The following is a 17,358-nucleotide window of genomic DNA, read 5'->3' as shown; positions in this document are numbered from 1 at the left end:
ATCGGCGTCCGGGAATGCCCCCTGTAGCGTGAAAACGGTGTCAGGAACCGTTTCCGAGCGTGGAAACGGTTCCTGACACCGTTTTCACTGTAACCGCCCCCGACCTTGTCCCATTTCGCGTAATTTCGAGTCTTTCGCGGTTACGCTTTTCGCTCTTCCCGAATGCCGGGCTATTTCACCAGCTGGTTCAGGTCGAAGATGGGCAGCAGGATGGCCAGGACGATCACCAGCACCACCGCACCCATCACCAGGATCAGCAGGGGCTCGAACAGCCCCAGGAAGGTGGCGATGAGACCCTCCACTTCGCGGTCCTGATGGTCCGCGGCCCGCCCCAGCATGGCCTCCAGCTCCCCCGTGGCCTCGCCGCTGGCGATGAGCTGGACCATCATGGGTGGGAACAGGTTGCCTGCCTTGAGGGCCACGCTGAGGCTGGTGCCCTCGCGCACCCGCCGGGATGCCTGTTCCACGGTGCGCCGCATGGGCTGGTTGGTGAGCACCTGGCCGGAGATGCGCAGGGCACTCAATACATCCACGCCGCTGGCGGTGAGGATGCTGAGGGTGCGGGCGAAGCGCCCCGCATTGATGCCGCGCACCAGCCTGGCGATCAGGGGCAGGCGCAGCAGCAGGCGGTGGAAGGCGAAGCGCGGGCCGGGCAGGCGCAGCAGGTAGCGCAGGGCGATGGCCGCCAGAGCCACGGCCCCCACCAGTACCAGGCCGTAGTCGCGCAGGAAGTCGCTCACGGCGATGAGCCCCACCGTGAGAGCCGGCAACTGCTGGCCCATGGTGTCGAACACCTTCACCACCTCGGGCACCACGAAGCCCATCAGGCCGCCCGTCACCAGCACCGCCATGAGGGTCAGCAGGGCCGGATAGAAGAGGGCGAGGCGCACCTTCTGGGTCATCTGCTGGCGCTGCTCGGTGTAGTCCGCCAGGCGTTCGAGAACGATATCGAGGCGTCCCGACTGCTCGCCGGCCGCCACCGTGGCGCGGAACAGCTCCGAGAAGCTGGCGGGGAACTCGTCGAGGCCGCTGGCCAGGGTATGCCCCTCCAGCACCTGAGCCCGTACCGCCAGCATGATCTTGCGGGTGCGGGCCTTCTCCGATTGTTCCGCCACTACCCGCAGGGATTCCTCCAGGGGCAGGGCGGCGCGGGTGAGGGTGGCGAGCTGGCGGGTGACGAGCGCGAGTTCGTTGGCCCCCAGGCCGCCCAGGATCAGGCCGCTGCGAGGTTTGCGGGTGCTGTGGCGCTCCACCTCGACGACATCCAGGGGATGGAGGTCGCTCTCGCGCAGCCGGGCCCGCACCTGGCGGGCCGTCTGGCCCTCCATCACGCCCTTGCGGGTGCGCCCGCGGGGGTCGAGGGCGGAGTATTCGTAGGCACCCACGGTTCAGGTCTCGCCGCCAGCGCCCGCAGGGATCGCGGCCCGAAGCATCGGGCTAATCCGCCTCACTGACCCGCAGCACCTCTTCCAGGGAGGTCTCGCCGGCCAGCACCCGCGCCTTGCCGTGGCTCCAGATCCCCGGTGTGAGGGTGCGGGCATGGCGGAACAGCTCGCCCTCGCCGGCGCCATCGTGGATGAGGGTGCGCATGGTCTCGTCCACCAGCACCAGTTCGTAGATTCCCTTGCGGCCCTGATACCCGGTGTTACGGCAGCGCGTGCAGCCCGCCGGGTGGTAGAGGGTGGTGACGGCATCAGGGGCCACGCCGAGCTTTGTGCGGTCCGTCTCGTTGGGCTGATAGGGGGTCTTGCAGTGGGGGCACAGCATGCGCACCAGGCGCTGGGCCAGCACCCCCATGAGGCTGGATGAGAGCAGGAAGGGCTCCACGCCCATGTCCCGCAGCCGGGTGATGGCCCCCACGGCGGTATTGGTATGCAGGGTGGAGAGCACCATATGGCCGGTGAGGCTGGCCTGGACGGCGATCTGCACCGTGTCCAGGTCGCGGATCTCCCCCACCATCACCACGTCCGGATCCTGGCGCAGGATGGCCCGCAGGCCGCGGGCGAAGGTCATGTCCACCCGCGTGTTGACCTGGGTCTGGCCGATGTTGGGGAGGTAGTACTCGATGGGGTCCTCCACCGTCATGATGTTGCGGCGCTTGTCGTTGATGCGTTCCAGGGCGGCGTACAGGGTGGTGGTCTTGCCGGAGCCCGTGGGGCCGGTCACCAGCACGATGCCGTGGGGACGGTGGATCAGGGTGTTGACATGGGCCAGGGTGTCCGGCGGCATCCCCAGGTGCTCGAGGTCCAGGCGCCCGGCGTTCTTGTCCAGCAGCCGCAGCACGATGCGCTCGCCGTGGGCCGAGGGCAGGCTGGACACCCGCACATCCACCGCCCGACCCGCGAGGCGCAGGGAGATGCGCCCGTCCTGGGGCAGGCGCTTCTCGGCGATGTCGAGCTTGGCCATCACCTTGATGCGGGAGGCCACCAGGGGAGCCAGGCCGCTGGCGGGGTCCAGCACTTCCCGCAGCACGCCGTCGATGCGGAAACGCACCATGAGGCGCCCCTCCTGGGGCTCGATGTGGACATCCGATGCCCCCTGCTTGATGGCCTCCGACAGGATGGCATTGATGAGGCGGATGATGGGCGCGTCGTCCTGGGCGTCCAGCAGGTCCTCGGGCTCGGCGAGTTGCTGGGCCACCGTGGACAGGTCCAATTCCTCGTCCAGGCCCTCCATGGAGTGCATGGCCTCGTCGGAGCCCTGCTCGTAGGCCTCGGTGAGGAGGCGCTGAAAATGTTCCTCACTCACCGCTTCCAGGGTCAGGGGACAGTCCATGAAACGGCGCAGCTCCGAGACGATGGCGAGCCTGAGGCCCGGCCGGTATATGACGTGGGCGCGGCCGTCGCGCAATGCCGTCACCAGTACGCCGTGACGCTTGGCGAAGGAAAAGCTCGGACGCCGGAAGGTGCCGGCAGGCGGGCCGTCGTCGGGCACCGGCGCCACTGCGGGCGGTGTGTCGCCGACGAGGGTGAGCTCGGGGTTGGCCGACATTGGCGGGATCTCAGCCGCCGATGTTCCAGTTGCCGATGTCGGCATTTACGCCCTCGCCCCCGGGGCGGTTGTCCGCCCCCAGGGTGTAGAGGTCGAAGTCCCCGTGCTCGCCCGGGCTCAGGTACAGGTACTCATTGCCCCAGGGGTCCTTGGGCACGTTGTCCATGTAGCCGCCGGATTTCCAGTTGCGGGCCTCCGGCGAGCCACCGGGTTGGGTCACCAGGGCCTCGAGGCCCTGGTCCGTGCTGGGGTAATGGAAGTTGTCCAGTTTGTAGAGGTTCAACGCGCTGCCCAGGGCACGGATGTCGTGCTGGGCCTTGGTGATGCGGGCGGCATCGGGCCGGTCCATGATCTTGGGCACCACGATGGCGGCCAGCACGCCCAGGATGACCACCACCACCATCACCTCGATGAGGGTGAAACCGGTGACACGGCGCAATCGCCTGGGGAGTCGGGACTGTCTGTACATGGACTGCTCTGGTGAAGGGGTGATGAGGGACTCGCGATACATCTATCGTGACCTGTCGACTAACATTCCGGAAGGGCCCATCATGGACATTTCAGCGTCCGCACCAGCTATGCTGGCGGCGCGGCCACAGCATAGCTCAAATCCGGGCAGTCGGGGTGCGGTCGTTGACACAGGGCGGACAAACGCAGACATTTATCTTCTCCCTGGCAGTATATCCCTCGATTGTTCCATTGATGTGGCACATGGACCGCCCGCAACCGTAACCAGACTATCGACCATGGCCGAACCGCCATTGCGCTGTGCCCGACTCCTGCCCTACCGGCTGCCCCTGTTGGCGCCCTGGGTGACCTCGCGGGGACGCTGGGTGGGACGTTGCGGCCTACTGTTGCGCCTCGAGGATGCGGCGGGTGTGACGGGTTACGGCGATTGTGCCCCATGGCCGGAGTTCGGCACCGAGACCGCCATGGTGGCGCGCCGCCAGCTCGAGCAGTTCATCCTCGGCTGTGCCGGCCGTCAGGCGGCGGATCTTCTGGCCCTGGTCGATCACCTGGGCGCTCAATGGCGGGAGACGCCGGCGGCCCGCAACGCCGTGGAGACGGCGGTGCTGGACCTGACGGCCAAGCGGGCCGGCGTGCCGCTGGCTCGGCTGCTGGATCCTGACGCCGCCCCATCGGTGGCGGTGAGCGCCCGTCTCGGACCCATGGACGAAGGCCTGGAGTCCCGCGCCCTGGCCGCGACCCGCCAGGGCTTCACGGTGCTCAAGATCAAGATCACCGTGCCGCCGGGGGATGCCATCGAACGTCTCGAGGACCTGACGGCCCATCTCGAGCCCGGTATCCGTTTGCGCCTGGATGCCAACGGCATGTGGGACGGCGAGACCGCGGTCCGGGTGCTCACGGCGCTGAACAAGCTGGCGGTGGAGTCCCTGGAGGAGCCCCTCGATGCCTGCAGCCCGGAGATGCTGAGCCGCCTCCAGGGCCTGGTGGATTTTCCCATCGCCCTCGACGAATCCCTGTCGGGGCGCAACGCCGAGGACCTGTTGGAGCGCTGCCCGGTGCGCCGGCTGGTCTTGAAACCCATCGCCCACGGCGGGCCCCGGCGCTGTCTGGCCCTCGCCCGTAAGGCCTACGGCGAGGGTAAGGAGGCGGTGATCACCTCCGCCATCGAGAGCGTCGTGGGAACCCGTGGCGCCCTGCATCTGGCGGCCGCCCTGCCCGGTGCGGGCGTCCACGGCCTGGTGACGGACAACTGGCTGGCGGGGGACGTGGGCGAGGCTCTGGATGCCCGGGCGGGACATATGCATATCGGGGCGGTGGCCGGTCTCGGTTATTGCCCGGACGAGGAACTGGAGAACGCCTTCCTGGGGGATTTCAGCGAGCAGACCCCTTGGATTCCCACCGCCATCGCCGGCTGAGCCCCGGGTCACGGCCGTCATCACAACCCACGGGAGCACCGATCCTATGGCAGAAGATCTGCGCCAGGCGGCGCTGGACTACCATCGCCAACCGCGACCGGGCAAGCTGGAGATCCGCGCCACCAAGCCGCTGGCCACCCAGCGTGACTTGGCACTGGCCTATTCGCCGGGGGTGGCGGCGGCCTGCGAAGCCATCCAGGCCGAGCCCACCAGCGCCGCCGACTATACGGCCCGCGGCAACCTGGTGGCGGTCGTCTCCAACGGCACGGCAGTACTCGGCCTGGGGGCCATCGGCGGCCTCGCGGCCAAGCCGGTGATGGAGGGCAAGGCGGTACTGTTCAAGCAGTTCGCCGGCATCGACGTCTTCGACATCGAGGTGGACGAGACCGACCCGGAAGCCTTCATCGACACGGTGGCCCGCCTGGAGCCCACCTTCGGCGGCATCAACCTGGAGGACATCAAGGCCCCCGAGTGCTTCATCATCGAGCAGGGCCTGCGGGAACGCATGGGGATCCCGGTGTTCCACGACGACCAGCACGGTACCGCCATCGTGGTGGCGGCGGCGGTGAGGAACGCCCTGACGGTGGTGGGCAAGGACATCGGCGAGGTGCGCCTGGTGACCGCGGGGGCGGGTGCCGCCGCCCTGGCCTGCCTGGACCTGCTGGTGGCCCTGGGCCTCAATCCGGGCAATATCCTGGTAACGGATATCGCCGGGGTGGTCCACGAGGGCCGTAGCGAGCAGATGGACCCCTACAAGGCCCGCTACGCCCGGGCCACCGCGTGCCGTACCCTGGCGGAGGCCCTGGAAGGGGCCGATATCTTCCTCGGCCTGTCCGCGGGCGGAGTCCTTCAGTCCCTCTGGCTGGAGACCATGGCGGAACACCCCATCATCCTGGCCTTGGCCAACCCGGTGCCCGAGATCATGCCCGACCTGGCACGGGCGGTGCGCCCCGATGCCCTGCTGGCCACCGGGCGCTCGGACTTCCCGAACCAGGTGAACAACGTCCTGTGCTTCCCCTTCCTGTTCCGGGGTGCCCTGGACGTGGGGGCGACGGACATCAACATGGCCATGAAGCTGGCCTGTGTGGAGGCCATCGCCGCCCTGGCCCGCGCCGAGCCCTCGGACGTGGTGCGTCGCGCCTACGGCGGCCGGACGCCACGTTTCGGACCGGACTTCCTGCTGCCGACGCCCTTCGACCCGCGCCTCATGGAATACGTGCCCCTGGCGGTGGCCCGGGCGGCTATGGACTCGGGGGTGGCGAGCCGCCCCCTGGCCAATCTGGAGGCCTACCGCAACAGCCTGCAGGACAAGGTGTTTGTCACCGGTCTCACCATGCGGCCGGTGTTCGAGCGCGCTCAGGCCCAGGTACGGCGGGTGGTGTACTCGGAAGGCGAGGATCAGCGCGTGCTGGAAGCGGCCCAGCAGGCGGTGGACCAGGGCATCGCACGGCCGGTGCTGGTGGGGCGGCGCGGGGTGATCGAGGAACGCATCGCCGATATCGGCCTGTCGATTCGTCTCGACGACGACGTGGAGGTCGCCGAGCCCCACCTGTTGGCTGACCACGCGGTCTACGGCGATGCCTATTATGAACGCGTGGCCCGCCGCGGTTATTCCCCTGGCGAGGCCCGGGACCAGTTGCGGGACAGCCCCACCACCCTGGCCGCCATGATGGTGGCCGAGGGCGACGCCGATGCCCTGGTGTGCGGGCCCGTGAGCCGGTATCTGCAGCATCTGGAGGCCATTCGGGAGGTTATCGGGCGGGCCGCGGAGGCCCCCTGTCTGGCTGCCATGAATGCCCTGGTGATGCCCTCCGGCGTCATCTTCATCGCCGATACCCGGGTGTTGGAGGAACCCGATGCCCGGGAGGTGGCCGCCATCACCCGGCTGGCCGCCGAGGGCGTACGCTGGTTCGGTCTGGAACCCAAGGTGGCGTTGCTGTCCCACTCCAATTTCGGTAGCCATGATTCGGCCAGCGCCCGCAAGATGCGCGAAGCCCTGGCCATGGTACGGGCGGAGCAGCCGGAGTTGGAGGTGGAGGGGGAAATGCACGGCGATCTGGCCCTGTCCGAGGCCATGCGCCTGGCGCGCTTCCCGGGCTCGCGCCTCACGGGCCGCGCCAACCTGCTGGTGATGCCCAACCAGGACGCCGCCAACATTGCCTTCAACCTGTTGAAGCAGGTAGGGGAGGGCATTGCCATCGGGCCGCTGCTCCTCGGCACTGCGCGATCCGCCCATATCGTCACGTCGTCCATTACCGTGCGCGGCCTGCTGAACATGACCGCCCTAGCCGCGGTGCGCGCCTCCTGACGCCGGGGTCAGGGAGACGAGGGCCGGGGGCAGGGAAACGAGGGTATATGCCCCGGTCGTGTTCCTGCCCGTGGCGGGAGCACTCCGGGGCGGATAGCCCTTGCCGCCGCGAAGGTCCAGAACGGCCTGTGCTTGGAGTGTGACAGGGGCGGCATTTCCGAGATCCGGTGCTATTCTTACGGCCATGTTGCCCTTCCGATCGCTCAACTGGCGCCTGTCCCTCGGCTTGGCGTGGACTCTGATGCTGTTGGTGGTGGCCGTATCCCCAGGGGCGGTCGCGGCTGACGGCGACCCCGACCACGGGGTGGAGGACGGCTTGTTCCTGGGTCTGGATGGTGGCGTGAGGGTGGCCAACGCCGAGGCCGGCACGCGAGCGGAACTCAAGGCCCCCGGGGGAGTGGCCGAAGCGCACGCAGCCCCGGCGCCGTGGGATCCGCGCCCCGCCCTCGCCAGCCTGTCGCGGTTGCTGGCCGAGGCCATCAAAGGGTCGGATGTGACCCCTGGGGCTGGTAGCGGCCCCTGGTATCGGACCCTGGCCCCGGTGGTATTCGAGTCCGATGCCGCCGTGGCCACGGATCCGCAGCTTCTGACGGACCCGGATGCGAGCGCCGCTGACGGCCCGGATCCGCTGCTGCAATTCCTTGGCAGCCCACTGCGGGGCATCACCGAACATCTGCATTCAGAGCTTGTGACGGGCGAGGGGATGTCCTGGCGCATGCACTATGGCCGACCCAGCGAGTTGGGGCGTGGCCGGGGATGGCGCCATGGAGGCAAAGGCGACGCCCTCTTCGATGACGATGGCTCCCTGGAGCCCGCTCCGGCCGTGGGCGTGCAGATGAAACTGGATTGGTGATCCCGGCTGGGCTTGGGATGTCGGGATGAATCCCGACCTACTAAAAGCGTAACCGCGAAAGACGCGAAAAGGGAGAAGGTCAGGGTTATTAAAAAAACAAAAGCGGTAACTACGAAAGTCGCGAAAGGCGCGAAAAGGAAGAAGGTCAGGGAGGAGTGGCAGTTCGAAAAGGCGCAGCTAATCCACCGTTTCGGCGTCAGCAGAGCGGACGCACGGGTGGTAATCTTTTCCCCGTTCCCCTTTCCCATTTTCCCTGGGGAGAAGGACAGAGGCGTAGGTCGGCTGCTCTTGGCAGCCGACAGAATCGGAGCGGTAATGTCGGGATGAATCCCGACCTACAGAGACATCCCTCCGCCCGTTCCTACGGCACGGATGTAGATACTCTGTGCCGACGACGACGAGAGTTCCCGGCTGATAGTCGAGGCGGCCCTGACCGCCCGCGGCCACGATGTGGCCGTGGTCAGGGACGGGGTCGAGGCCCTCGGGAAGGCCGGCGACTGGCTGCCCGACCTCATCATCTCCGACATCCTCATGCCCAACATGGACGGCTTCGGCCTGCGGCGCGCCCTGAACCGGGACCCGCGGCTGCGGGACATCCCCTTCGTCTTCTACACCGGGACCTTCGTGGATGGCGAGGACGCCAGGCTGGCCATGGACCTGGGGGCCTCCCGTTTCCTGCTGAAGCCCATGCCGCCGGACGAGTTGCTGGAGGCCCTGGACGAGGTCCTGGCCGAGGGCCCGGCCCCGGCCCACGTGCCCGGCGGCGGCCTGGACGAGGACGATCTGGACCGCCGCACCGGCGCGCGGCTGTCCGACAAGCTCTACAAGAAGTATCTCGAGGTGGCGGAGAGCCAGCGCCGCCTGGAGGCCCAGGAGGCCACCCTCCAGGGCCTGGTGGCGGCCATCCCCGACGTGCTCTTCAGCCTGGACCCGGCGACCTTCGCCATCACCTACGTCAGCCCGGTAGTGGAACCCATCCTGCACTACGGGCCGGACGAGCTGGTGAACGACCCGGCCCTGTGGCAGTCCCTGGTCCACCCGGAGGACCTGGAAGGGATCCTGGCGACCTTCCGGCAGGCCATCGACCACGGCGGTCCCGCATGGGTGGAGGGCCGGCTGCGGCCCCGGGGGGAGGCGGATTACCGGTGGTTCGACGTGCGCATTGCCCTCAGCGTGGATCGCGAGGCCAGACCCATGGCCGTCACCGGCGTATTGCGGGAGGTCACGGAGCTCAAGGCCGTGGAGGATCGGAAGCGCCAGGTGGAACGCATCCAGGCTCTGGGCCAGCTCACGGGAGGGGTGGCCCACGATTTCAACAACCTGTTGAGCGTGATGCTGGGCAATCTGCAACTGGCGGAGCGCTATCTGGAGCGCGACAAATCGCCGCTGCAGGAGCAGGTGCTCTCCCGCCTGCGGGTCGCCATCGACGCCGTGCGGCGGGGCTCCGAGCTGACCCGCCGGCTGCTGGCCGTCGCCAGCCGCCAGCACCTGGAGCCGGAGGTTACGGATTTCAACGCGCTGGTGACGGGTACCTGGGAGCTTCTTAAACGCACCCTGAGCGAGTCCATCGACCTCCGGCTCGAGCCCGCGGAGGACCTGTGGCCCGTCTCCATCGACCCTGGCCAGGCCGAGAATGCCCTCATCAATCTGGCGGTCAATGCCAGCGACGCCATGGCCGATGGTGGTTCCCTGGTCATCGAGACGGCCAACGTACATCTCGATGACAATTACACCCGCTCCTACGAGGGCATGGAGCCGGGGGACTACGTGGCGGTCACGGTGAGCGACGACGGCAAGGGCATGACCGAGACGGAGCAGGCCCGGGCCTTCGAACCCTTCTTCACCACCAAGGACACGGGCAAGGGTACGGGCCTCGGTCTCAGCCAGGTCTACGGCTTCGTCAAGCAGTCCGGCGGGGGCGTCAATATCTACAGCGAGGTCGGCCTCGGCACCACCCTCAAGCTCTACTTTCCGCGCTTCAGGGGCGAGACGGAGGCCCGGGAGACCGCTCCCGCCGAGGGTGCCGTCAGCGGTGGTGGCGAGACCATCCTGGTGGTGGAGGACGACGACAACCTGCGGGACACCGTGGCCTGCTATCTGCGGGACCTGGGGTATGAAATACTCGAGGCCGTGGATGGCGCCTCGGCCCTGCGGGTCCTGGCCCGCTCCCCCGTGAACCTGGTGTTCACCGACGTCATCATGCCGGGGGGGATGACCGGCTTCGACGTCGGCCGCGAGGCCCGGGCCCTCAAGCCCGGGATGCGGGTCCTGTATACCTCGGGATACTCCTTCGACGCCCTGTCCCACTCCGCCGGTTTGCACCCCGACGGCGACGAGATCTTGAACAAGCGCTACATGATGGCGGACCTGGCGCGGCGGGTGCGGGAACTCCTCGACGCCTGAGGGCGCGGCCCCGGATTTTACCGGGCCTTAATCTCCCTTTTCGTAGGTGGCCATGAGTTCGCCCCGGGCGAGCACCGCGCCCTCCATGGCCCGCAGCAACTCCTCCTTGGTGGGCGCTTCGAGGCCTTCCAGGCGCCGATCCAGGGCGTAGAGCTTGAAGAAATAGCGGTGCCGCCCGATAGGTGGGCAGGGGCCGCCGTAGCCGCTGCGCTGCCAGTCGTTCAGGCCATCTCCCGTGCCGGGTGGCAGCAGGGCGGCGGTACAGGCCTCGGGCAGGCTCTGGCTGTCGGGGGGCAGGTTGTAGAGCACCCAGTGGACGAAGGTCATGCGCGGCGCCGCGGGGTCCGGGGCGTCCGGGTCGTCCACGATGAGGGCGAGGCTACGGGCCCCGCCGGGCACGCCCGTCCACTCCAGGGCCGGGGAGATGTCCTCGCCTTCGCAGGTGTAACGGCGCGGGATTTCGTCTTCGTGGCCGAAGGCCGGGGAGTGCAGGGTGAGGGTCATGGTGGGCCTCCTCGTTGTCCGTTGGTCCTCACCTTCAGGGTAGAACATGGGGGCCGGGCCGGTGCAACGTCCCGGCGGGCGCCGACCATCAATAGATGGGCCCGAACAGCCGGGCGAGGCCGAGCCTGAGGCGCTCGAGACGGGTTCTTGGCGCCGGGTTTTGCAGCGGGCTGGCAGTAGCGAACAGACCCTCGAAGGCCTGCTGCAGTTCGGTCACGGCGCCGGTGGAGTAGAGCACGGTGGTGATCTCGAAATTGAGGCGGAAGCTGCGCTCGTCCATGTTGGCGGAGCCCACCATGGCCCAGTGCTCGTCGATGATCGCCACCTTGGAGTGGAGAAAGCTGCCGACGTGCTCGTAGATCCCGACTCCGGCATTCACCATCTCCTCGTAGTAGCTGCGGCCCGCCCACAGGGCGATGACATGGTCGGAATGTGCCGGTACCAGGATGCGGATCCTGACGCCGCGGAAGGCGGCGGCCTCGAGGGTCAGGACCATGGTGGTGTCGGGCACGAAATAGGGGGTGGCGATGCACACCGAGTCCTCGGCGGCGGCGATGGCGGCGATGAGCAGATGATGCATGATGCGGGTGTCGTAATCGGGGCCCGAGGGGATCACCTGCACGATCTCCCCCGGCCCATCGGCGGTGGCGGGTGGCGGGAAGTAGGCCTCGGCGAACAGGTCCTCGCCGGTGGACAGATGCCAGTCCTCGATGAACACCTCCTGGAACTTGTAGACTGCCGGGCCGGTGATGCGCAGCTGGGTGTCGATGCGGGTCCCCAGGGGGTGGCTGGCATCGAGGTACTCGTCGCCGATGTTCTGGCTGCCCGTGAAGGCGACGCGGCCGTCGATGACGGCGATCTTGCGATGATTGCGCAGGTTGACCCGCAGCCGCCAGCGCTTGCCCAGCCACGGCAGGGGCGGCATGTAGTACACCACCTCCACGCCGCCGGCGCGCAGCTCCCGGGCTAGGCCGGCGGGAAAACGCCAGGAGCCCATGAAGTCGAGCAGCAGCCGGCATTTCACGCCCTCCCGGGCCTTCTCCAGGAGCAGCGCCGCCAGCTTCCGGCCCGTGGTGTCGGCGCGAAAGATGAAATATTCCACGTGGACGTGGTGGCGGGCCCCGGCTACGGCGTTCAGGAGGGCACGCCAGGAGTCGGCGGCACGGTCGTGATAGATCTCCACCGCGTTGCCGATGGTGGGGGGCTCGCGGTCGTTGATGCGGGTGGCGAGGCGCACGAACTTGATGAGGGCCGAAGGCAGCTCATGGGGGCCGGCCTGGGGAGAGAAGTCCCGCTGGGCCTCGTGGAGCACCCGCCACAGGGTGGGGTTGAGGCGCTGGCGATGGCGCGCCAGGCGGCGGCGGTTGCGCCGGCGCTTGGGGTCGCTCATGAGGAAGAACAGCACCACGCCGACCACGGGTAGCAGCAGGAACAGCAGTATCCACGCCAGCATGGCCCGCGGCTCCCGCGGGTGGTACAGGACGTTGTAGACGCCTATCAACACCATGGCGACGTTGAGGGCCGCGAGGAAGACGGGCAGGAGTTCGAGGCCGGTCATGTCAGGGGCAGGCGGGGTTTCTGGGGCCGGCGGGGGCGGGGCATGGCTCCACCATGCTGTCCTCAGCGCCGCCCGCCCAGGAGGGAGCCGAGGAGCCCGCGCACCAGCCGGGCGCCGATCTGGCGGCCGATACTCGAGCCGACGCCGCGGGCCACGAACTTGGCGATGGCCTCGCCCACACCGAACTCGGAGATGGCCAGCATCACCTGGCCGCTGTTCGAGCCGCCGATGACTATCTTCGTGGTGTCCATGGTCGTGTTCCCTGAGTGGTGGGGGCCGGCGCGTGGCGCTCCATCCCGACCCCGTTTAGGATCCGTCGGGCCCGCCTGTCCCCGGGCGTCGGGCGTGGGGTACATTAACCGTTGGCCGCAGTGGCCGGGAGATTCTAAGGTGGAAAAGCGAAACGTCGGTAGCGCCTTCGTCCTCGGGGCCTTCCTGTTCCTGGGCCTGGCCGTGCTGGGCTGGCAGGCCGGCCGCGCGGCCGTCGACGTCAAGCTGTTGGAGCGCAGCGTCACCGTCAAGGGCCTGTCGGAACGGGAGTATCCGGCCGACGTCGTCATCTGGCCCATCCAGTACACCGACGCCGGCAACGACCTGCAGGCCCTGTATACCTCCCTGGACGAGAGTTCGAGCAAGATCCGCGCCTTCCTGGCGGCCCGCGGCCTGGAGGACAGCGAGGTGTCGGTCACGCCGCCGGTGATCAACGACAAGTCGGCCCAGCAGTATGGCGGCGGGCCGCGGGCGGAGTTCCGTTACAGCGCCCAGCAGAGCGTCACCGTGTACTCCGGCAGGGTGAGGGAGGTGCGCGATATGATGAAGGGCCTGTCCGATCTCGGCCGCCAGGGCATCGTGTTCTCGGGCGGCAACTACGACACCCAGCCCGAATATTTGTTCACGCGCCTGAACGAGGTCAAGCCCGAGATGATCGAGGAGGCCACCACCAAGGCCCGCGAGGTGGCGGAGAAGTTCGCCGCCGACTCCGCGAGCCGGCTGGGCAAGATCCGCCGCGCCTCCCAGGGCCAGTTCTCCATCAGCCCGCGGGACCGCAACAACCCCCACATCAAGAAGGTGCGGGTGGTGTCCACGGTGGAATACTACCTGTCAGACTAACGTGAAAGTCGCGAAGCATGCTCTCCCCCTCTCCCTCTGGGACAAATCCGTCGGGAACGGATTTGAACGCGCCCTGGCGCGGCCCGCAGGGCGAAGGGCAGGATGCCCGGAGTACAGGGATGGGGTGAGGGAACGAGCATGGTGATACGCGCTCCTCTTTCATATCTCGGGCGGCGCGTACCGCCATGAGAGTTAGGCCCATGAGCGTGCCCGTGAAGGCCGAACGGCGTGCCGCCGAGCTGCGCGAGGCCATCGACTACCACAACTATCGCTACTACGTGCTGGACGATCCGGAGGTCCCGGACGCCGAGTACGACCGCCTGATGCGGGAACTCGAGGACCTGGAGGCCGAGTACCCTGAGCTGGTGACCCCCGAGTCGCCCACCCAGCGGGTGGGGGCCCAGCCCATATCCGCCTTCGAGGAGGCGGTGCACGGCCTGCCCATGTTGTCCCTGGGCAACGCCTTTGAAGAGGAGGAGGTGGCGGACTTCGATCGCCGCGTGCGCAAGGAGTTGGGCGTCGAGGAGGTGGAATATGTGGCCGAGACCAAGCTGGACGGCCTGGCCGTGAGCCTCACCTATCGGGACGGCCGCCTCGAGCGGGGCGCCACCCGGGGCGACGGCACCCGAGGCGAGGACGTGACCCATAACGTCCGCACCATCCGCGCCATCCCTCTGCAACTGCGGGGCGAAGGCTGGCCACGCCTGATGGAGGTGCGGGGCGAGGTGTTCATGACCCTGGATGGCCTGGAGCGCCTCAACGCCCGGGAGGCCGAGGAAGTCGGCAAGACCTTCGCCAACCCCAGAAACGCCGCCGCCGGCAGCCTGCGCCAGCTCGATCCCCGCATCACCGCCCGCCGCCCCCTCGACTTTTTCTGCTACGGCACCGGCCTGGTGGAAGACGGGGAGCTGCCCGGCACCCACTACGCCATCCTCGAGCGCCTGCGGGCATGGGGCCTGCCCCTGTCGCCGGAGGTGCGCATCGTCCATGGTCTCGCCGGCTGCCTGGATTACTACCGCGACATCGGCGAGCGCCGCCACGAGCTGCCCTACGAGATCGACGGCGTGGTGTACAAGGTGAACGACCTCGCCCAGCGCGAGACCTTGGGCTTCGTGGCCCGTGCCCCGCGCTGGGCCCTGGCCCACAAGTTTCCTGCCCAGGAGGAACTCACCACGGTGCGGGAGATCTGGTTCAGCGTCGGCCGCACCGGCGCCGTCACCCCGGTGGCGCGGCTGGAGCCCGTGTTCGTGGGCGGCGTCACCGTGAGCAACGCCACCCTGCACAACATGGACGAGGTGGCGCGCAAGGACATCCGCGAGGGCGACACGGTGGTGGTGCGCCGGGCCGGCGACGTCATCCCCGAGGTGGTGAAGGTGATCACCGAGCGTCGTAAGGGCGACCCGCCGAAGCCCGTGCTGCCCGCCACCTGTCCGGTGTGCGGTTCGGACGTGGTGCGGGTGGAGGGCGAGGTGGTGGCGCGCTGCACCGGCGGCCTGTTCTGCGGCGCCCAGCGTCGGGAGGCCATCCGCCACTTCGCCAGCCGCCGGGCGCTGGACATCGAGGGCCTGGGGGACAAGCTGGTGGAACAGCTGGTGGAGCGCGGGCTGGTGCACGACCCGGCCGATCTCTACGAGCTGACCCTGGAGCAGCTCGAGGGCCTGGAGCGCATGGCCGAGAAGTCGGCCCGCAATCTGCTGGAGGCCCTGGAGAAGAGCAGACACACTACCTTCCCCCGCTTCCTCTACGCCCTCGGTATCCGCGAGGTCGGGGAGGCCACCGCCCAGGCCCTGGCGGCGGGCTTCCCGCGGCTCCATCGCCTCATGAAGGCGCGGGAGGGGGATTTCATCCAGCGCACGGGCGTCAAGGGCATCGGCCCGACCACGGCCGAGAACCTGGTGGCTCACCTGGCGGCTCATCCCAGGGCACAGGCGAGCGGCGACTGGGCGGCGTGGCTCGCGGCCCTGCCGATACGGGGGCTTAATGCCGGCAACACGGGGCGCCTGGCCGCGGCCTTCCCGGACCTGGTGGCCCTGCGCCAGGCGGCGCCCGAGGATATCCATTACCAGGAGCGGGCCCTGGTGGAGGGTATCGGGCCGGTGGTGTCCCGCCACATCGTCGCCTTCTTCGGCGAGCGCCATAACCGCGAGGTCATCGTCAAGCTGCGGCGGCGGGCCCGCATCCGCTGGGAGACGCCCCGCCCGCCGCCCGCCGCCGCGCGCTCCCTGGCGGGCCTCACCTACGTGCTCACGGGGACCCTGGATGCCCTGACCCGGGAAGAGGCCAAGGAGCGGTTGCAGGCCCGGGGCGCCAAGGTGACGGGCAGCGTGTCGAAGAAGACGGACTACGTGGTGGCGGGCCGCGAGGCGGGTTCCAAGCTGGCCAGGGCGGAGGCCCTCGGGGTAAAGGTCATCGACGAGGCCGAATTGATGAATCAACTATCGGGTTGATGCAACGCGGACCTGAGGTGCGGAGATATGGAAAACGAGCATGAAGAGACGCGAAATACCGACCCGGGGCCGGCGGACAAGGCCTTCCTGCGCAACCTCATCATCGCCAAGGGGGTGGTTATCGTGGTGATCCTGGTGGTGGTGGGGCTGATGGTCCTGCTGATGTAGGACCGGGGCCACCGCGGTCCATTGGCGCCCCGGGACGCATTCAGGGCGCCAGGGCCACCCGGTTGCGGCTCTGGTCTTTGGCTGCGTACAGGGCCTGGTCGGCCCGCAGCAGCACCCGGTCCGGGGATTCGTCGCCGGACCATTGGGCCACCCCGGCGCTCACCGTGATCTGGATGTCATGGCCGTCGCAGTGGATGGTGCGCCCGGCCAGCAAGCCCCGTATGCGCTCCGCCAGTTGGCGGGCCCCCTCGCGGTCGCTGTTGCTGAGGAGGATGGTGAACTCCTCGCCGCCGAAGCGGAACAGGGTGTCGCTATCGCGCACGCATTCCTGGAACAGGCGGGCCGCCGACTTCAGCACGCAATCGCCGGTCATGTGGCCATGGCGGTCGTTGATATCCTTGAAGTGGTCCAGGTCCAGCATGATCACGGAGAAGGGGGTGCCGTGGCGTTTCGCCAGGCTGGTATCACGGTGCAGACTCTGCTCCAGGGTGGCGCGGTTGAAGGCCCCCGTGAGGGGATCCTTGGCCGCCACCAGCAGCGCCCGCTGATACAGTTGGGCGTTGCGCAGGGGGTAGAGCAGGTGGCTGCCGAGGAAGTCGAGAGCCATGGTCTCCCGTGTGGTGAAGGGGATGGCGCGGCTGAAGGTGATCTCGCCCAGGCATTCCGTCTCCAGGGACAGGCGGTAGCCGCAGGAGTGGCGTGCAGTGGTGCCGATGAGGAGTTGCATGCCGTCGGCCTCGTTGACGAAGCCGAGGCCATCGAAGGGGATCACCTTCGCGCATTCCTGGGTGAAGAGCTCCAGCAGCCGCTGAACATTGAGCGTGGTCTGCAGGGTTTGGGTCAGGCGCAGCAGGTCGTCGTTGCCCACCACGGCCCGCCGGGGCGACTCCGGCACCTCGGGGACATCGTTTGTCATGGCGCCGCCATCATCCATCACATCCCATATCGCGTTCAGTTGCATGATACCGCCTCTTGCTGGCTCGTGAGCACGCTATTGCCGGCGCGTGACCGCGCGAAAAAAAAGGACGTCCATGGTCAGAAGGCAATGGAGAAAAGTCGGAGGCTTCTGCAAGCCTCGCGGTACTCCTAGCGAATAGCGTGCCAACCAAAGAGGATGGTGATAATCCTTTATT

At 68.0% G+C, this 17,358-nt stretch carries 14 protein-coding genes; 7 read left to right on the top strand and 7 right to left on the bottom strand.

What is annotated here, in order from left to right; genetic code table 11:
- Window positions 1-170: 170 nt before the first annotated feature.
- The 3 genes from gspF to gspG are packed head-to-tail and all read right to left on the bottom strand — an operon-like array spanning window position 171 to window position 3,460.
- Entirely contained in the window at window positions 171-1,385 is a 1,215-nt protein-coding gene (gene gspF / locus U5S82_23480; protein MDZ7754528.1) for a type II secretion system inner membrane protein GspF, read from the bottom strand.
- Window positions 1,386-1,437: 52 nt separating this feature from the next.
- Window positions 1,438-2,991 (bottom strand): type II secretion system ATPase GspE, encoded by a 1,554-nt coding sequence (gene gspE / locus U5S82_23475; GenBank protein ID MDZ7754527.1) that lies wholly within the window; start codon window positions 2,989-2,991, stop codon window positions 1,438-1,440.
- A gap of 10 nt (window positions 2,992-3,001) precedes the next feature.
- Window positions 3,002-3,460 (bottom strand): type II secretion system major pseudopilin GspG, encoded by a 459-nt coding sequence (gene gspG / locus U5S82_23470; GenBank protein MDZ7754526.1) that lies wholly within the window; start codon window positions 3,458-3,460, stop codon window positions 3,002-3,004.
- A 277-nt stretch (window positions 3,461-3,737) separates the two neighbouring features.
- Here gspG and U5S82_23465 point away from each other — a divergent pair, with 277 nt between their 5' ends.
- The 4 genes from U5S82_23465 to U5S82_23450 all read left to right on the top strand — a co-directional run bounded on the left by U5S82_23465 (window position 3,738) and on the right by U5S82_23450 (window position 10,438).
- Complete coding sequence (locus U5S82_23465; GenBank protein MDZ7754525.1) at window positions 3,738-4,874, top strand: o-succinylbenzoate synthase; 1,137 nt, start codon at window positions 3,738-3,740, stop codon at window positions 4,872-4,874.
- 46 nt (window positions 4,875-4,920) lie between these two features.
- Window positions 4,921-7,182: an NADP-dependent malic enzyme gene (locus U5S82_23460; protein ID MDZ7754524.1), complete on the top strand. Its 2,262-nt coding sequence runs from the start codon at window positions 4,921-4,923 to the stop codon at window positions 7,180-7,182.
- A gap of 184 nt (window positions 7,183-7,366) precedes the next feature.
- The gene (locus U5S82_23455) at window positions 7,367-8,035 is read left to right on the top strand and encodes a hypothetical protein (protein ID MDZ7754523.1); all 669 of its coding nucleotides are present in this window, start codon (window positions 7,367-7,369) and stop codon (window positions 8,033-8,035) included.
- Between the two features lie 378 nt (window positions 8,036-8,413).
- Window positions 8,414-10,438, top strand: a complete 2,025-nt coding sequence (locus U5S82_23450; protein ID MDZ7754522.1) for a response regulator — start codon at window positions 8,414-8,416, stop codon at window positions 10,436-10,438.
- Window positions 10,439-10,465: 27 nt separating this feature from the next.
- Here U5S82_23450 and U5S82_23445 read toward each other — a convergent pair whose 3' ends face one another.
- The 3 genes from U5S82_23445 to U5S82_23435 form a co-directional block, all read right to left on the bottom strand.
- Window positions 10,466-10,942, bottom strand: a complete 477-nt coding sequence (locus U5S82_23445) for a YbhB/YbcL family Raf kinase inhibitor-like protein (GenBank protein ID MDZ7754521.1) — start codon at window positions 10,940-10,942, stop codon at window positions 10,466-10,468.
- Between the two features lie 88 nt (window positions 10,943-11,030).
- A complete protein-coding gene (gene cls / locus U5S82_23440; protein MDZ7754520.1) occupies window positions 11,031-12,500 on the bottom strand; it encodes a cardiolipin synthase in 1,470 nt (489 codons plus the stop codon).
- 62 nt (window positions 12,501-12,562) lie between these two features.
- Window positions 12,563-12,751, bottom strand: coding sequence for a hypothetical protein (locus tag U5S82_23435; GenBank protein MDZ7754519.1), 189 nt, complete (start codon window positions 12,749-12,751; stop codon window positions 12,563-12,565).
- Between the two features lie 139 nt (window positions 12,752-12,890).
- On the opposite strand from U5S82_23435, the gene U5S82_23430 reads away from it, so the two are divergent.
- The 3 genes from U5S82_23430 to U5S82_23420 all read left to right on the top strand — a co-directional run bounded on the left by U5S82_23430 (window position 12,891) and on the right by U5S82_23420 (window position 16,225).
- Entirely contained in the window at window positions 12,891-13,610 is a 720-nt protein-coding gene (locus U5S82_23430) for an SIMPL domain-containing protein (protein ID MDZ7754518.1), read from the top strand.
- A 200-nt stretch (window positions 13,611-13,810) separates the two neighbouring features.
- On the top strand, window positions 13,811-16,057 hold the full coding sequence (gene ligA, locus U5S82_23425; protein ID MDZ7754517.1) for an NAD-dependent DNA ligase LigA: 2,247 nt from the start codon (window positions 13,811-13,813) through the stop codon (window positions 16,055-16,057).
- A 27-nt stretch (window positions 16,058-16,084) separates the two neighbouring features.
- Window positions 16,085-16,225, top strand: a complete 141-nt coding sequence (locus U5S82_23420) for a hypothetical protein (GenBank protein MDZ7754516.1) — start codon at window positions 16,085-16,087, stop codon at window positions 16,223-16,225.
- Window positions 16,226-16,265: 40 nt separating this feature from the next.
- Here the strand turns inward: U5S82_23420 and U5S82_23415 are convergent, their stop codons facing one another.
- Window positions 16,266-17,186 carry a GGDEF domain-containing protein gene (locus U5S82_23415; protein MDZ7754515.1) on the bottom strand — a complete coding sequence of 307 codons (921 nt, stop codon included), beginning with the start codon at window positions 17,184-17,186 and terminating at the stop codon, window positions 16,266-16,268.
- Window positions 17,187-17,358 lie beyond the last annotated feature (172 nt).

The sequence above is a fragment of the Gammaproteobacteria bacterium genome (assembly GCA_034522055.1).
Taxonomy (GTDB): domain Bacteria; phylum Pseudomonadota; class Gammaproteobacteria; order JAABTG01; family JAABTG01; genus JAABTG01.
The sequence above is the reverse complement of the archived record's forward strand: the minus strand, read 5'-3'. Positions and strand labels throughout refer to the sequence as shown.

Bases quoted from the DNA above. Each gene is read 5' to 3' on its own strand.
- gspE (MDZ7754527.1), bottom strand. From the start codon at position 2,991: ATGTCGGCCAACCCCGAGCTCACCCTCGTCGGCGACACACCGCCCGCA.
- gspG (MDZ7754526.1), bottom strand. From the start codon at position 3,460: ATGTACAGACAGTCCCGACTCCCCAGGCGATTGCGCCGTGTCACCGGT.
- U5S82_23465 (MDZ7754525.1), top strand. From the start codon at position 3,738: ATGGCCGAACCGCCATTGCGCTGTGCCCGACTCCTGCCCTACCGGCTG.
- U5S82_23460 (MDZ7754524.1), top strand. From the start codon at position 4,921: ATGGCAGAAGATCTGCGCCAGGCGGCGCTGGACTACCATCGCCAACCG.
- U5S82_23455 (MDZ7754523.1), top strand. From the start codon at position 7,367: ATGTTGCCCTTCCGATCGCTCAACTGGCGCCTGTCCCTCGGCTTGGCG.
- U5S82_23445 (MDZ7754521.1), bottom strand. From the start codon at position 10,942: ATGACCCTCACCCTGCACTCCCCGGCCTTCGGCCACGAAGACGAAATC.
- cls (MDZ7754520.1), bottom strand. From the start codon at position 12,500: ATGACCGGCCTCGAACTCCTGCCCGTCTTCCTCGCGGCCCTCAACGTC.
- U5S82_23435 (MDZ7754519.1), bottom strand. From the start codon at position 12,751: ATGGACACCACGAAGATAGTCATCGGCGGCTCGAACAGCGGCCAGGTG.
- ligA (MDZ7754517.1), top strand. From the start codon at position 13,811: ATGAGCGTGCCCGTGAAGGCCGAACGGCGTGCCGCCGAGCTGCGCGAG.
- U5S82_23420 (MDZ7754516.1), top strand. From the start codon at position 16,085: ATGGAAAACGAGCATGAAGAGACGCGAAATACCGACCCGGGGCCGGCG.
- U5S82_23415 (MDZ7754515.1), bottom strand. From the start codon at position 17,186: ATGCAACTGAACGCGATATGGGATGTGATGGATGATGGCGGCGCCATG.